The following is a 15998-nucleotide window of genomic DNA, read 5'->3' on the forward strand; positions in this document are numbered from 1 at the left end:
ACCCGGGGCGATGATCCTACTCTTACTCTAAGCAAGTGCTAGAAACAGTGGAAAGGTTTCAGCGATTTATCCAATTCTATTCCCAGATGAAAAATCACTCGATCAGCATAAAGCATTTTTGCAACACTACCACCCAAGAGGTAAGAAGATATATGACTACGAAATAGCTGCCATTGCGATAGCTAATGGAATTACTCAAATTGCTACGTTCAACACTAATGATTTTGCTAAAATTACTGAGGTTACTACCGTGACTCCCCAAAATATATAAATAAGGTTGTTGATCATGATCAGCATCAATGCAAATACGCCAGCGTTACCCCGGCTCCGCCGCGTTCAATCTGTTCTTCTTGAAAGCGGGAAACGGAAGGATGAGTTTTGAGATAATTACGCACTATTTCGCGCAACACTCCATTGCCCTTGCCGTGAATAATGCGTAGTTCGCCCGCTCCGAACATAGCTGCTTCATCTACCCAATTTTCCAATTGAGGAATAACTTCTTCAGCTCGTTTACCCCGCAGATCAAGGCTACTGCTAAATTCTGCCCGTTTCTCATTCAGATCAATGCTCCGAGTGCTGGTAGAAGTAATGCTCTTTTGCAGTTTTTTTAGCGACTGCTTGGCTACCTTCTCCAACCGGTTCAACTTTACGTTCGATTTAAGTGAACCAATGAGAATTTCGGCCTGATTATTCCGCAAAGAAAGCACTTCGCCAATTGCTCCATTTTCCTTCACCCGCACGGCATCTCCCTTCTGAATTGGCCCATCTTCTTTAGCAATCTTGGTTTTCTTCTGTTGGGGTTTGATTTCGGCTGGCTTGGGCTTCACCTGCTCCTTCCACTCTTCCAACTCCTGTCGTGCCTGTCGGGTACTTTCTTTTTCAGCGCTTCGCTCCTTAATTGTGCGGATGGTGTTCTCTATCTTCTGATTGGTGTTTTGTAGTAGCTGACTAGCTTCTTGTTTAGCTTCGGCCAAAATGCGCTTGCGTTCGTTTTTCAAGTGCGTTCGTAGCTCTTCGTATTCTTGCGTAGTGGTTGAAATTCGCTTTTCTTTCGCCGCTAAATTCTCGGTAAGCTGCTCGTACTTATTCTTTTCGTTTTCCAACTCGCTTAGCATCTTCTCGTACTGCACATGCTCTACTCCTACCAGTTCTTTGGCCTGATTCAAAATAGACGATTGCAACCCGATTTTTCGCGCAATTTCCAGCGCAAAGGAGCTACCCGGTTTACCTATTTCTAACTGATAGAGCGGTTCCAGTTCATCCGTATCGAAGCGCATAGCTCCGTTTACAATGCCATCGGCTCGATCAGCAAATTCTTTGAGGTTGGAATAATGCGTAGTGATTACCCCAAATACTTTTTTCTGATTTAAATCACTAAGAATGGCTTCGGCGATGGCTCCCCCAAATTGAGGCTCGGTGCCAGTACCAAATTCATCTATCAGAATTAGCGTTTTTTGGTCCGCCACCTTCACAAAGTAGTTCATATTCGTAAGGTGCGAACTGTACGTACTTAGATCATTTTCCAGCGATTGTTCGTCACCAATATCAATAAAAATATTTTGAAAGATTCCAGCGGTAGATCGCTCATCCATGGGCACCAGTAAGCCACACTGTAGCATATACTGCACCAAAGCTACTGTTTTCAGACAAATTGATTTCCCCCCAGCGTTAGGACCGGAAATCACTAAGATTCGCTGATCAGAACGTAGCTCAATAGTGAGTGGTACCACAGGTTTATTTTGCGATTTGTGAGAAAGGTACAGTAGTGGATGTCGGGCATCTTGCCAGTCAACCAACCGTTTTTTTTCTAGCTTTGGACAAACGGCTTCCAACTGCTGAGCTAACCGCGCCTTCGCCCGAATGAAATCCATCATTCCCAAAAACTGGTATGCGTACCGTAGTTCTTTTAGGTGCGGCCGTAATTCATCGGTAAGCAAGGTTAAGATTTTGGTAATCTCCCGACGCTCGCGGTATTCTAAGTCCCGTATCTCGTTATTGATATCCAGTACTTCGGCGGGTTCTAGATACACGGTTTGTCCGGTAGCCGATTCATCGTGTACGAAACCTTTAATACGTCGCTTATATTCCGCCTGAATAGGAATCACCATCCGCCCGCCTCGAATGGTGACCGAAGCATCATCAGCGGTGTACCCTTGCTGGCGGGCCTGCCGCATAATCTGATCCAACACCTTTCGTAAGCGCGATTGCTCACCCAGCATGGTTCGCCGAATGTCCTGCAACTCCCGACTGGCGTTATTACGCATGTGCCCCTTTTCGTCGATAACCTTCCTGATCTTTCCCAGCAAACTAGGCGGTACTCCTACGTGTTCACTAAGCTTAGCCAAGTGCGGATATGGTTGCTCTTCTTCGGTAGTTTTGAAAAAAGACTGGCAGCGAATAATGGTATCTAGCGATAGCTGAATCTGGTAAAATTCTTCTTCGGACAGAAAAATACCGAGCGTTTTGGCCTTGGCTAACTGAGGACGAACATCCAGATAATTCCCCGAAGGAAAAGATTGTTCTTCCTGCAAAATTTGCTGAAATTCTTCGGTCTGATGCAGCAGCTTACTAATATGATCGTAATCGTCTGAAAACTGGATTTTATCTACGTAATAGGTTCCCAGAGAACTACTGCAAGCTTCCTTCAGCAGCTGCCGAATCTGATCAAAGCTAATTTTTTCTTCTATGGTGTTGGGGTAAAGCAAGATTAATTGAAAAGTGATATGGGACAATTGATAGTGAAACTAGCTTGATGTTTTGTCATGCTACAATCTAGTAGGTTACGACGATAAAACATTGTAGGGTTTAATTTTGAGTACCCTTGAAGAACATCCGAAAAGACCAAAAGTTCCGAGGAAATAACGTGGAAAAAGTAAGATTACGAAGTAGCTATTGAAGAATTCCGGCGGGAGTAGTATAAGATTATTCCAATGATGACGAAAGGTAGGCTAAGTAACTGCCCCATGTTTAGTATGAAGTTACTCTCAAAAGCAACCTGATTGATTTTGAAAAATTCTACCACAAAGCGGGCGGAAAATAGCCAGATAAGTAACTGACTAAAAAGTAGTCCGGATGGGAGTTTGTTAGCGCTCGATTTCCAGATGAATATTCCGACGAAAATAAGTAGATAACTTATTGCTTCGTAGAGTTGAGCCGGATGACGGGGTATAAGATCAACCGATGAAAATACAAAAGCCCAGGGCACGGTAGTAGTATGCCCGATCATTTCGGAGTTGAACAAATTGCCTAATCGGATAAATACCCCGAGTAACGGAGTGACAAATGCCAGCTGATCTAGTATCCACCAAGCGGATACGTTGGTGTATTTACGAGAAAAGAGCCATAAGCCTACTAAAACACCTAGAGCACCCCCGTGACTGGCCAAACCCTGATACCCGGTAAAATGCAGCTCGGGAGTAAAACTGAACGGTAACAATATCTCAAGGGGGCGTTCCAGAAAAACATGAGGTTCGTAGAACAGAAAGTGGCCTAAACGCATTCCGGCAATCATACCTATCAGCACGTGCAGCACCAGTGATTCAAATGCTTCATCTGGTAATTTTGCTCGCTTAAACTGCTGCCGGACAATGAAATAGCTAAGTAAAATCCCCGTGGTGAATAACAAGCTATACCAGCGTAAAGCAAAGATTTCTAAGTCGGCTATTACGGGAGAAATAGTCCACTGCACGTAATTTAATAGCACGAATTCAGCAGCCACCGCAGAGTACAATAATAGATGCGTACACCGCCGCATTTCTCAGCAAAGAGGAGTAGTTCGTAAACCAGATTACTGGTTGAGGAGGAAGCAACATATTCAGTTTTTCTAAGCTTTTTTTCTCACGAGCAGCAGTAGTTGAGGCGTAGCGTTGCCATTCGGGTTGCAGTTCATTTAAGTTCATATCATCTCCGATTGAAAAAGTGAGCGTAATTTTTGCCGGATTCGGTTGAGGCGAGTGCTGACATTCGTAACCGTCGTCAGATTTATTTCCGCAATTTCTCGGTACTGGTACCCTTCTAAGTAGAGAATGAGCAAAGCCCGATCTTTGGGATTAAGTACACTTAAGGCTATTCGGATGGTTTCCGTATCTTTTGAGTTATGCTCGCTTAGCTGTTCCGGAAGGGTGGCAAATGTAAATTGATGCTGTCGTAGCAGATTGAAAATCGTCTGTAGAGCCACTCGGTACATCCAGGTACTAATGGCCGAATCACCGCGGAATGATGGGTAGGATTTCCAGAGTTGCAGCACAATTTCTTGAAACGCATCTTCCCGATCTTCGGTATTGGCAAAGTAACTACGGCAAAGACTATGGATTAGTCCCTGATGCTGGTGTAGTTGCTGAAGAAATTTCTTCCGATTTGCCATACGTAAAGTAACAGTCAACAGTGATTTAGTGAATTAGTATCAGTTTCGGTGATTTTGTCACAGATTAATAAAATTTACACAAAAAAAGCGATAGTACTCGTGCTCTATCGCTTCTTATGATGTGCTAATACAAATATTGTGAGCACTATTCTTTCATAGCCTTCTCAGCCGTTGGGCTATCAGCAACCAATAATACTTCCATATAAAAATCGTCATAAATTACTTTATCACCTAGGTTATCGAAAAAGCTATCAGAGCCGTAGCGAACATCGTATTCAGAACGGTCAACCGTAATAGAGGCTTTGGCAGTTATCTGGTTTTCTTGAGCAGTCACCGTAGCCGGAAACTGAACCTGATTGGTTTTGTCTTTGATGGTTAGATCACCCGTAACTTGATATGTATCGTCGCCTTGAGGCTCAACGCTGGTAATAGTGAGCGTTGCGGTTGGGTAGGTGGCTACTCCAAAAAAGTCATCCGACTTTAGGTGACCCTCTAGTTTACCTTTTTGTTCACCTTCTAAGTCGGTGTTGTTAAGTGTGCTCATGTCAATGGTGAAGCTACCCCCAGTTAGTTTTCCGTTTTCCAACGCCAAACTACCCTGCTGAAGTTGAATAGTGCCCAGGTGCTGCCCAGTTACTTTTTCCCCTTTCCAAGTGATTTCGCTCTGCTGAACATCTACAGTATACATCATTGCTTCTTTTTCAGGTAAGGTAAATGCAAAGGCTAGTACTGCCAAAACAGTTAGCATAAGAGCGTTTAGAGATAATGTTTTCATTTTCGAAATGATTTAAAATAGTGAGATATAAGTTTAAGTTTTAATATTTGTATATACATCAATTGTCTATACTTTGTTTCAGTTTTTTTATGTTTTTTAAATTTCATAAACATGTGATACTTCTGTGACAAATAAGCACCTCATAGTCACGTACTTACGATTGAAAGAAATCTTAATTAAGCACTATGACCAATTTACCAGCAGACTTAGAAGCCTTGGCTAATGAGATAGATCAGCAAACTGCCCCTAGACTACAGCAAGTACTACGACAGTTCATAGTAAGCCTTCGACAACAGCACACTGCTCAACGAAGCCTGAAAATGGGAGATGTAGTCGGTGATTTCACGCTAAAAGATCAACATCAACGGGTCATTCGTCTGCATGAGCAGCTCAAGAAAGGCCCCGTAGTGCTTACCTTTTTCCGAGGTGGTTGGTGTCCATTTTGTAACCTTACTTTACAAGCTTGGCGTCATGCCTTACCCGACATTGAGTTTCATGGTGCCCAACTTTTGGCCGTTGCCCCTGAAGCTGGAGAGCATGCTCAGCGTACTGTTCAAAAGAATAAATTAGATTTTTCGGTTCTGCAAGATAGAGGCAGTGAGGTAGCTCGGTTATTCAAAGTCTCCGTTGCCCTTTCAGAATACTTAGCAGCATTTTATCGCAGTTTGGGATTGAATTTACTAACTCGCCACCGAGATACAATCGTCCGGCTACCCATGCCTGCTACCTACGTAATTGGTACCAACGGAATTGTTCGCTATGCTTTCGTAGAGGAAGACTATACCCGACGGGCCAATATCGCCGAAGTACTCGAGGTACTAAAGCAACTAGCCAACGAAACTAAGCCGATGTATACTCCTGCCTACGCAGTAGCCTAAGGCTCCTTTGTCGCTTATTTTTTAGATTTAACGTAAATTACATGGATTATTCAGGAGAAGAGGAAAAAATATCAATAGACTCTTTACTGGCAACTATGCACAAACGAGCCCTCATTATTGAAGACGATCAGGATATTGCCAACCTGATCCAAGTAAATTTGCGCGATATTGATTGCGAGACCGATTTGGTTGGCAACGGCATTGACGGTTTGTATAAGGCTATTCACGAACCGTACGATATTATCATTTTGGACATTATGCTGCCTAGCATGGATGGTATGGAAGTATGCCAACGCATTCGGCAGGAAAGGATTGACACGCCGATTATCATGCTTACTTCTAAAGCCGAGGAGATTGATAAAGTGTTGGGATTGAACTTGGGGGCGGATGATTATATGACTAAGCCCTTTAGTGTTCGTGAGTTAGTGGCCCGGGTGAAAGCCCGTATTCGCCGCTATAAATTTGAGCAAAGCCCAGAAGAAATCGCTACTGATCTACTCCAGCAAGGAGGGCTTACGTTAGATACTATCAAACACAAAGTGATACTAAATGGAAACGTGATAGAGCTAACCGCGAAAGAATTTGACCTGCTAAAACTATTTATGCAGGAAGTTGGCCGCACCTTTACTCGCGAAGAACTGCTGAGTAAAGTGTGGGGTTACTCCTACGGTGGCTACGAGCACACTGTAAATTCTCACATCAATCGCCTTCGTTTAAAAATAGAACAAAATCCCGCTAACCCCAACTATATTTTAACGGTTTGGGGAGTTGGCTATAAATTTAATGATGAGCTCATCTAGTAAGCAAAATAATAAAAAAGGAAATCGTAGTGGCGACCGCATCCGTTGGGGCAACATCCGTTGGGGCAGTCTACGCTTTCGACTCTCGTTAGTATTCGCTGTGCTTCTTCTATCAGTGAGTACGGTTTACTTTTATCTGATGTCTACCTCTTCAGCCGATTATTTAGCAGAGATGATGCAGAAACGTAATATAGATTTAGCAGCATCTATTGCCAAAGAACTTAAAATTGACTCTGCCACAAATGAAATTCCGGGAGAAGAATTAGAAGACCTTTTTCATGCAGCCATGATTATTAATCCTAACATTAAGCTGTATATGGTTGGGCACAAAGGCGAGATTCTAACAGCATCAGCCAACCCCGGCGAAATAAAAGTGAAGGAGATTGATGTAGATCAAATTGAAGCATTCATCCACCAAACCGACTCTATGCCGATTTACGGAGATGACCCTCGGTTTCCCAAAGAACCTAGAGTATTTTCCGCTACTCAGTTACTAAGTCAAGATGGCTCACTACACTGCTATTTGTACATTACATTGGGCAGCGAACATGAAACTGATGCGGCCTCTATCCGACATAGCTACATTCTTATGGTGCTGGGCCGGGCTTTGTTAGTAGCCTTAGCAGTTGCCTTAATCATTGGGCTTTTAGTAGTGTTTTGGCTAACCCGCGACTTGAATAAAGTAGCCGAAGCGGTACGCCAGATGGAACAGGGCGACTACAGCGTACGCGTACAAGCTAGTTCATCGGATGAGCTGAACGATTTAGCTGTGGCCTTTAATACTATGGCTAGCAAAATTCACGCAGCGATGAACCAGCTTAAGCAAAACGATAAATTGCGCCGAGAGCTCATTGCCAATGTTTCTCATGATTTGCGTACTCCTCTAGCTTCGGTAGAAGGCTACGTAGAAACCATTTTACATAAAAATCATTTACTGAGCGAATCTGAACGGCAGGGTTACTTAAAAACGATTCTGAAAAATACCCGGCGACTAACTCGTCTAGTAGCCGATTTATTTGCCCTTTCTAAACTAGAAGCCCGGCAAACTCAACCTCACCCTGAAACTTTTTCGCTAGTAGAGTTAGCGCATGACATCTTATTGCAGTTAACTCCTAAGGCAGAAAAAAAACAGATAACCCTAAAAAGCGACTTCGCTAAAGATATTCCGCTGGCTTATGCCGACGTTAGCCTAATTGCGCGGGTACTACAGAATTTAATGGAAAACGCAATTCAGTATACTCCTGAGCAGGGTGATGTTACAGTTGCGGTAAATAAAGCTAAAAAAAATGAAGTACAAATCAGTGTTTCCGATACGGGAATAGGTATTGCTGAAGAAGATCTCAACCATATCTTTGATCGCTTTTACCGTAGTAGCAGTGTACGCACCAAAACAAAGGGTGGATTAGGCTTAGGATTAGCTATTGCCAAAAAAGTAGTAGAACTACATGAAAGTGAATTACAGGCAGAAAGCGAGTTAGGAGAAGGAACTACTTTCTGGTTCACCCTTCCGGTTTCTGAAGAAGTAGCCGTTCTAAATTAGTATAACAGAAAATGTCAGCTACCTGACAGCTCTCTATCCTCAGAGACTCGTTCTTAATTTTTTATGCAAAAAACTTGTAAAGTTATTATCCCCGCTTTTAACGAACAGAATTCGGTAGGGAAAGTAATCCGGGATATTCCTGAAGAGTGGGTAAGCGAGGTGATAGTAGTCAATAACAACTCTAATGACGACACAGTACGAGTAGCCAGAGAAGCAGAAGCTACCGTTTTGGAAGAACCGAGGCAGGGTTACGGCAACGCCTGTTTGAAAGGAATAGCGTATATTAGCCAGCAAATTGAAAAACCCGACATTGTAGTATTCATGGATGCTGACTATTCTGATTATCCAGAGGAACTACCTTTAATAGTTCAGCCAATTATAGATGAAAAGGCTGATATGGTGATTGGCTCTCGGGCCCTGGGTCAGCGGGAGCGCGGATCAATGACTCCTCAGCAGGTATTCGGTAATTGGCTAGCCACCCGTCTGATCCGCTGGCTATACGGGGCATATTTTACTGATTTAGGGCCGTTTCGGGCGATCCGCTACGATGCGCTGTTGGCACTAAACATGAAAGATCGTACGTATGGTTGGACAGTAGAAATGCAAGTGAAAGCTGCCCAGCAGAAGCTACGGTGGGTAGAGATACCGGTTCGCTATCGACAGCGAATCGGGGTATCTAAGGTATCCGGTACGGTAAAGGGAACGATTATGGCTGGATACAAAATTATTGGAACGATTATAAAATATTTATAGCGATCAGTCTATAGTAGTCAGTCCACGGTTATAATATATGTGGACTATCAACTGTAGACCGTCGACTACTCATTGTGGAACTCATCATTGTTATCGGGTATATTCTTTCATTGCTGTTCATTTTTATGTTTAGCGTGGCCCAGCTCCATCTAACCTGGCACTACTTACGAAGCTTACGAGAGAAACCCCACCCGCCTAAAACTATCGTAGACTGGCCCAAAGTGACAGTTCAACTACCGATTTACAACGAACGCTACGTGGTTGAACGTTTGATCGATGCCATCTGCGCCTTCGATTATCCAACTGACCGACTAGAAATTCAGGTACTGGATGACTCCACTGACGAAACAGTAGACATTATTGCCGGAAAAGTAGCTGATTACCAAGCGCAAGGAATCAATATTCAGCACGTGCGTCGGACTGATCGAAGTGGGTTTAAAGCCGGGGCCTTAGCCTACGGACTAAAAGTGGCTGAAGGTGAATATATTTCCATCTTCGACGCTGATTTTCTACCATCGCCTGACTTTCTGAAACGTACGCTTCCCCACTTTACGCATGAGCAGGTAGGAGTGGTACAAACTCGCTGGGGACATATCAACGAAGATTATTCTTTACTTACCCGCTTGCAAGCATTTGGGCTGGATGGTCATTTTACCATTGAGCAGGGCGGACGCAAGCACGCTGGAAGCTTTATTAATTTTAACGGAACCGGGGGAGTATGGCGCAAAACCTGTATTGAAGACGCCGGAGGTTGGTCAGATGATACTTTGACGGAAGACCTGGATTTGAGTTATCGCGCTCAAGCCAAAGGCTGGGAGTTTGTCTACCGCGAAGATGTGGAAGCTCCCGCCGAGCTACCCATCCTGATGCCCGCTATTAAATCGCAGCAATTCCGGTGGAACAAAGGGGCGGCTGAATGTGCCCGCAAACACGCCAGCCGCCTGGCTTACCATCGCATGGGTCGGCCGTTCCGGTGGGTAAATCGTTTACACGCCTTTTTCCACCTATTTAATTCTTCAGTATTTCTATCATTGTTACTGGCTGCCTTATTAAGCGTTCCTATGTTGTTTGTTAAGGATGCTTATCCGGAGTACCAGTGGATTTTTAATTTGGGCGGTATATTCATTATCGGCTTTTTCTCAATCGGTCTTTTCTACTGGGTTTCTACTCGCCAACTGCACGCCAATCAACCCTGGCGATACTATCTGATCCACTATCCGCTATTCCTTATTATTACGATGGGACTATCGTTACATAATGCCATTGCCGTAGCCGAAGGGTTACTTGGTTTCAAATCTCCTTTTCTACGTACTCCTAAATTCAACGTAACCAATGCCAAGGAGAAATGGAGCAGCAATGCATACGTTAAAGGAAAGCGAAGCCCACTGGTTTTGCTGGAAGCCGCTTTAGCACTCTACTTCGCTTACGGTATTTACACCGGAATTCGGCTCGGTGACTTCGGTTTACTATTATTTCACGGAATGCTGATGACTGGATTTGCTGCGGTAGCTTATTATTCTTTCCGCCAAGTGCGACATGCCTAAGCTTCGCTTATTTATTCTTAGTAGTAGTTCAATCGCTCTATTAAGCGGCATTTTTGTCATCACTTATTTGCTCCAACGTCACGAGACAGTTTAATTATTATCAGTTTATACACTGGCTTTCTTAGCGTACGTTGGCTGTGTATTACTCGCTCGTTCTAAGCAATCTATTTATTTTTTAGTAGGCGTTGCTGTGCTAGGACGATTGATTTTGCTACCCGCTCAGCCCAATCTATCGGATGATATTTACCGCTTTGTGTGGGATGGTCGCTTGCTTCAGCAGGATGTGAACCCCTTTGCTTATCTACCTTCGGAACTAATAAATGGCAAAGCAGATAGCTTAGGAATTGATGTTGACCCAGAACTTTACACAGCGCTTAATTCTCCCGACTACTACACTATTTATCCACCCATTAGTCAGGCAGTTTTTACGCTGGCAGTAAAGTTATTTCCTAACTCCCTCATCGGAAGTACCTGGGTCATTCGTGCTACTCTACTTTTAGCTGAACTAGGTACGCTGTGGCTATTATTTCAATTCGCTAACCGCTACCATATTCCTCAGCAGCGAGTACTCTGGTATGCTCTAAATCCGCTAGCCATTCTGGAAATGACCGGGAATTTGCATTTTGAAGCGTTGATGATTTTCTTCCTACTGGGCAGTATCTATCTACTCGAAAAACAGAAATGGATCATATCAGCAATCCTATTTGCGCTGGCGGTATGTGCTAAACTGCTGCCCCTTATATTTCTCCCCCTGTACTTTCGTCGTTTGGGTTGGAAAAAAGCCTTACTATTTTATGCCGTAACTGGAGGCGCAACACTACTACTTTTCTTACCACTCCTTTCTTCGGAGCTAATCGCCGGGCTGCAAGGCAGCATTGGGCTGTATTTTCAAAAGTTTGAATTCAACGCCAGCCTGTACTATATCGTCCGAGAGATTGGCTATTATCAGAAAGGGTACAATATTATTCAAACGGCTGGTTCACAGTTAGCGGCTACTGCCTTTCTCCTGATTATGCTGTATACACTTTTAGAACGAAAGAAGTACATTATTGGTGCCCTGGGCTGGGTTTGGCTAATTTATCTACTGTTTGCTCTAACGGTGCATCCCTGGTACGTGCTGCCTCTGCTGGCTTTTACTGTACTTACTCCCTACCGATATGCGGTAGTCTGGACATATTTTATTTTTTTTACTTACGCTGGATATACTATTGATAATTTTCAGGAAAATCTCTGGCTAGTATTTTTAGAATACAGTGTAGTTCTAGTTTGGTTGGGCTACGAATTGTATCAGCGACGGCATCAGCACTCAAAAGTAACAGCTCATCTAGCTGAGTTCTTTCAGTTTTTCTTGCTAAAAAACAACTGACTGTAGCCACAGTTGTACTAGTGAAATTAATTTTTTGAACCATCTAATTTTTTTTATATGAAAGATCAAGAAGTATCGCAGGCGCTGCGAAAGATTACTTACGGATTTTACATTGTAACCACCCGCAAGCCAAGTGAGGAAATGTCAACCCGCGATAAAGACTTTGTAGCTGCTGCCACCGTTAGCTGGGTTAGCCAAGCTTCGTTTGATCCTCCAATGATTACGGTAGCCGTTCAGAAGCATACTGACCTACATGAGACCATTGAGAAAAGTCGAATTTTTGCTGTAAATATTGTTGGAAAAGATAATCAGAATATGCTAAAGCCTTTTGCTGAGAAAAGCACTGTTAAAGGAGATAAAATCAATGGCTTCGCTTTTGAAGATGGGAAAACTGGTGCGCCTATTTTAAAAGATGTTCCAGCTTATTTTGAATGTAAAGTTGTAGAAGACCTATCGAATGGCGACCACAGTGTTTATTTAGGAGAGGTAGTCAGCGGCGAAGCTCGCGAGGCTGATGCGGTGCCCCTCGTAGAGTGGGAAACCGATATGCACTACGGTGGATAAATTATTGCATACAAAAGCCGCTGAGAGTATCATACTCTTAGCGGCTTTCTTATGAATGAACTGTTAGTATTTAGCGCTGTCTTCCACCAGGAACTGGAATCATGGAAGGAGCAGTACTTCCTACGGGCTTAGAGACTTCTACCTGCTTGGCTGCATCCATCTTCTTAATAGAAGGCATACTTCTAACTGGTTTAACCTCTGGCTGAGTGGCCAATTGCGAGTCAACTTCTGGCTTATCGGCAGTTGAAACATCGGGCTTATTATTCGCCGCTACTTTCTCTACCGAAACAGGTTTAGCTTTCACTTCCTTTTTCTCAGAGGTGGCCGCTACCGCTTTTTTCTCTACCGGGGCAATGGGATTATTTACTTTAGGCTGAGGCTGAGCTGTTGATTTTTTTGCTATCGGTGTCGCCTTCTTTGCTGCCACTCTTTTATTTGTGGTAACCGGCGACTTACTAGCAGGACTACGCTCCGCTTTTTTCTTGGTCGGACGGCTCTCAGCTAGCCGAGAGTCATCTTTCTTCTCAATAGGCTTAACCACTACTTTTTCTTCTAAAGGCTTTCTACTGGTTACTACCGGCTGCGCTTTCACAGATGAACTTAACTCCGTTGGCTGGTAACCAGCTACTTCTTTACTAATGATATTCTTTACTCCGAAAAAGGAAAAAATCATTAAAGTCACTACAGCCGCCACAGTACGGATTGCTTTTATCTGAAAAGAAGATAAATTGTTACGCTTAACAATTTTTTGCTCCTTTAACTTACCAGATAGCTGCTGAGCATATATATTGTATTGGTCAGTTTCTTCTAATTCAATGTAGGCTACTAACGCTGCTGAGCAGTGCGTACAGTGAGCCAAATGCATTTCAACTTGTTGACTTTCTGCGGCGTTCAATTGACCGTGTAGATAGCGACGCATACGCGAGCGGGATAGATGCGTACTAAACTTTGTGGATTTGTGATTGCTGTTCATTCTTGTGGAGTTAAAAATCGTGAAAATGTTTACTTGGTAGCAGTATTTCAATTTTTGTACCCACTTGTATTTTATCCTTGCCAGCGTATTATCATTACTTTATTTTGGTTGTAAGATTGTTATCTGATTTTACTGTTAGCCCTTTTTTAGTATAAGAATATAGTAGCCTATTATTTGATAAGTACAAAAAAAGAGATTAACTTAAAATAATCTCTTCTTTGTGTAACTATCTGATAATTAACTATGTACCCTACATTCTATCAGTTTTATTAGATAGAGGTAACCGATTATTTATTGTGTTTAACTCACAAAGTGCTTTTCAGCTTATTTTGTCTACTCAATCTTAGGGAGGCTATCTACTTTCTACCTACGGATTAGGCATCTCCTTCACGTAATCAAAGTTTAACAGACGACTGAGACGATCTACGTGCTCATCTTGACTAATGTCTTTTGTATAATCTTCTACTAGGCGGTCAGGCCCCATTACCATATTGCGTTGAATGGTTTCATCATCGCGGCTATAATAGAGAGCCACAAAATCTTTATCGCTAATTCCAAAGCGACCCAAAGTGCTATCCAGAAAATCTTCTACTTCAGCCTGCTCTTGGGCAGCAAATCCAACGTAGGTAACACCTTCATGCTCTTCGGTTACACGGCGAGGGTAGTTGGCTACCGCTAATTCGCGAAACTCTTTATCGTCTTGTTCATTCTCGAAATGGGAGATCATTATATAGTGATTCATATATCAAAAAAATTATGATGGTTAAAAAATTTAAGTGTAGTTAATAGCTTCTACGTATTTGATTTTATTACCAGAAGCCATAACTACTAATTAACTAAGCCGCGTAGCTTCTGTTTTAAAACTCAACCCGATAGTTCAATACCGGAATCAAACCCAGTTGAAATGAATCAATCATTTTACCTTCTGACGAACTGTAGAATCGGGTGAAGATATTAGCCCGATTAATCACATTTTGCACATCCAAGGAAAGTGTACTAGAAAATTTAGCTCGATTCCATCGGTAGCTCACCCGAATATCAGGACGAAAGTAGTCCGGCACCTGCGCTGAATAGGCTTGATTCCAGATTGGTACGACTTGACCGGTCACTTGTGATGCCGCAATATCTATTGGAGTATAGCGATTGCCACCCGCCCACAGCAATCGTACATTAAATCCCAGTACGTTGTTTTTGTTTTTCCCGACGGCAAACTCTTTCCCGCCTAAAAAATTGACTACATGGTTTCCATTGTAACGCGTATTAAATTCTTTCCCGTTAAGAGGAGTATACTTTGACTGAAACAATGAGGTGGTCAGCATAAAGTAATAATTCTGGGTAAAGAACTTTTCTAGTGTAAGCTCCACTCCATAGTTTCTTCCAGTACCATTATTAGCTAGAGGAAAATCTACGATGCCTTCCTGATAATTAATCAGCGAATAAGCACTGTATTGTGGTATGTCCGAACCCTCTGCTAAGCCAATGGGCACATCATAGAGTTGTTGGTAGTAAGTTTCTACTTTCAGTCTCAGATCGTCGCGTAGCGTTCGCTCGTATCCCAACACATAATGACGAGACTTGGTCAGATCTAGATTTTGGTTCGGTTGCGTATATGGTTCATTAGGATTTAGGCGAAAAGTAGCAAAATAGTTTACCAGAGGATCTAACCGACTGTGAATGCCAAAGCCAGCACTTAGGGTTTGTCCCGGGGCAAATGCCCAGCGAGCTCCGATTCGCGGCTCCAGGCTCTGACTATCATTTAATCTAAAATACATGTGGTGCAGCCCCGCATTGAAAGTAAGTGCCTCACTCGCCCGGAACTGCCATTGGGCGTAACTTTGCCAAAGTTGGGTACTTCCATTGTTATCTACTTCTGTAAACGATAACGTGTCTATTGCTCCTTCGGCCAGCAAATCAAAATTAAGGTGGCTACCAATCACTCCGGTGCGTAGCGTATGGCGGGCGTTAAACTTATGATTAAGCAACAGGGAAGTTCGCAAAGTGGATTTACGAAACCGTTCTTCAAAGTTATAATTGAACGGAGGCTCGTCGTCCGAAAAAGCGTTCAAAGTTTGGGAGTAGGAAAAGATAGACTCCAAGTAGGTGCGTGGGCTCAAGAAAAATACGTGCGATAAACCCGCGGCACCCATATTATACCGAAATGATTCTTTTTCTTCGGGATCATCTACATCCTGCCGACTCAATCCGCCGATGCCCCACAGCGAAAAAGAACCCGCTTTCTTCGTAGGTACATGGATTTTAAAGGCTGCATCCTGAAAGTTAGGGATTGCATCGCCACTTACCTCGATGCCTAACTGACTTAGTACAGCGAGCGTAGAATAGCGCTAGTTAACTAGATAAGAAGCTTTACTATTCTCACTAAACGGTCCTTCGGCAGCAAAATCTACTCCTAATACTCCCGCCTGAAAAGCGTATTCTCGCTGC

At 43.1% G+C, this 15998-nt stretch carries 15 protein-coding genes; 7 read left to right on the forward strand and 8 right to left on the reverse strand.

What is annotated here, in order from left to right:
- Positions 1 to 296 precede the first annotated feature (296 nt).
- The 5 genes from WBA23_RS22440 to WBA23_RS22460 form a co-directional block, all read right to left on the reverse strand.
- Positions 297 to 2705 carry an endonuclease MutS2 gene (locus WBA23_RS22440; protein WP_424584516.1) on the reverse strand — a complete coding sequence of 803 codons (2409 nt, stop codon included), beginning with the start codon at positions 2703 to 2705 and terminating at the stop codon, positions 297 to 299.
- Between the two features lie 173 nt (positions 2706 to 2878).
- Positions 2879 to 3718 (reverse strand): prolipoprotein diacylglyceryl transferase, encoded by an 840-nt coding sequence (gene lgt, locus WBA23_RS22445; RefSeq protein WP_424584517.1) that lies wholly within the window; start codon positions 3716 to 3718, stop codon positions 2879 to 2881.
- On the reverse strand, positions 3708 to 3899 hold the full coding sequence (locus WBA23_RS22450; RefSeq protein ID WP_424584518.1) for a hypothetical protein: 192 nt from the start codon (positions 3897 to 3899) through the stop codon (positions 3708 to 3710). Before WBA23_RS22450 ends, lgt begins: the two co-directional genes overlap by 11 nt.
- Positions 3896 to 4363 (reverse strand): RNA polymerase sigma factor, encoded by a 468-nt coding sequence (locus tag WBA23_RS22455; RefSeq protein WP_424584519.1) that lies wholly within the window; start codon positions 4361 to 4363, stop codon positions 3896 to 3898. Before WBA23_RS22455 ends, WBA23_RS22450 begins: the two co-directional genes overlap by 4 nt.
- Before the next feature lie 145 nt (positions 4364 to 4508).
- On the reverse strand, positions 4509 to 5138 hold the full coding sequence (locus tag WBA23_RS22460) for a YceI family protein (RefSeq protein ID WP_424584520.1): 630 nt from the start codon (positions 5136 to 5138) through the stop codon (positions 4509 to 4511).
- A 185-nt stretch (positions 5139 to 5323) separates the two neighbouring features.
- Between WBA23_RS22460 and WBA23_RS22465 the strand changes: the two genes are divergently transcribed.
- From WBA23_RS22465 to WBA23_RS22495, 7 genes are all read left to right on the forward strand, one after another.
- Positions 5324 to 6016 carry a peroxiredoxin-like family protein gene (locus tag WBA23_RS22465; RefSeq protein ID WP_424584521.1) on the forward strand — a complete coding sequence of 231 codons (693 nt, stop codon included), beginning with the start codon at positions 5324 to 5326 and terminating at the stop codon, positions 6014 to 6016.
- A 41-nt stretch (positions 6017 to 6057) separates the two neighbouring features.
- Positions 6058 to 6816 (forward strand): response regulator transcription factor, encoded by a 759-nt coding sequence (locus tag WBA23_RS22470; protein ID WP_424584522.1) that lies wholly within the window; start codon positions 6058 to 6060, stop codon positions 6814 to 6816.
- Positions 6800 to 8356 (forward strand): ATP-binding protein, encoded by a 1557-nt coding sequence (locus WBA23_RS22475; RefSeq protein WP_424584523.1) that lies wholly within the window; start codon positions 6800 to 6802, stop codon positions 8354 to 8356. Before WBA23_RS22470 ends, WBA23_RS22475 begins: the two co-directional genes overlap by 17 nt.
- Before the next feature lie 63 nt (positions 8357 to 8419).
- Positions 8420 to 9109, forward strand: a complete 690-nt coding sequence (locus WBA23_RS22480; RefSeq protein WP_424584524.1) for a glycosyltransferase family 2 protein — start codon at positions 8420 to 8422, stop codon at positions 9107 to 9109.
- Positions 9110 to 9183: 74 nt separating this feature from the next.
- Positions 9184 to 10653, forward strand: coding sequence for a glycosyltransferase (locus WBA23_RS22485; protein WP_424584525.1), 1470 nt, complete (start codon positions 9184 to 9186; stop codon positions 10651 to 10653).
- A gap of 190 nt (positions 10654 to 10843) precedes the next feature.
- Entirely contained in the window at positions 10844 to 12019 is a 1176-nt protein-coding gene (gene mptB / locus WBA23_RS22490) for a polyprenol phosphomannose-dependent alpha 1,6 mannosyltransferase MptB (protein ID WP_424584526.1), read from the forward strand.
- 57 nt (positions 12020 to 12076) lie between these two features.
- Positions 12077 to 12583 (forward strand): flavin reductase family protein, encoded by a 507-nt coding sequence (locus WBA23_RS22495; protein WP_424584527.1) that lies wholly within the window; start codon positions 12077 to 12079, stop codon positions 12581 to 12583.
- 70 nt (positions 12584 to 12653) lie between these two features.
- Here the strand turns inward: WBA23_RS22495 and WBA23_RS22500 are convergent, their stop codons facing one another.
- The 3 genes from WBA23_RS22500 to WBA23_RS22510 form a co-directional block, all read right to left on the reverse strand.
- Positions 12654 to 13556: a zf-HC2 domain-containing protein gene (locus tag WBA23_RS22500; RefSeq protein ID WP_424584528.1), complete on the reverse strand. Its 903-nt coding sequence runs from the start codon at positions 13554 to 13556 to the stop codon at positions 12654 to 12656.
- Between the two features lie 367 nt (positions 13557 to 13923).
- Positions 13924 to 14298, reverse strand: a complete 375-nt coding sequence (locus WBA23_RS22505; protein WP_424584529.1) for a hypothetical protein — start codon at positions 14296 to 14298, stop codon at positions 13924 to 13926.
- Positions 14299 to 14413: 115 nt separating this feature from the next.
- A complete protein-coding gene (locus WBA23_RS22510; protein WP_424584530.1) occupies positions 14414 to 15757 on the reverse strand; it encodes a hypothetical protein in 1344 nt (447 codons plus the stop codon).
- Between the last annotated feature and the right edge of the window lie 241 nt (positions 15758 to 15998).

The sequence above is a fragment of the Tunicatimonas sp. genome (genome assembly GCF_049647865.1).
Lineage (GTDB): Bacteria > Bacteroidota > Bacteroidia > Cytophagales > Cyclobacteriaceae > Tunicatimonas.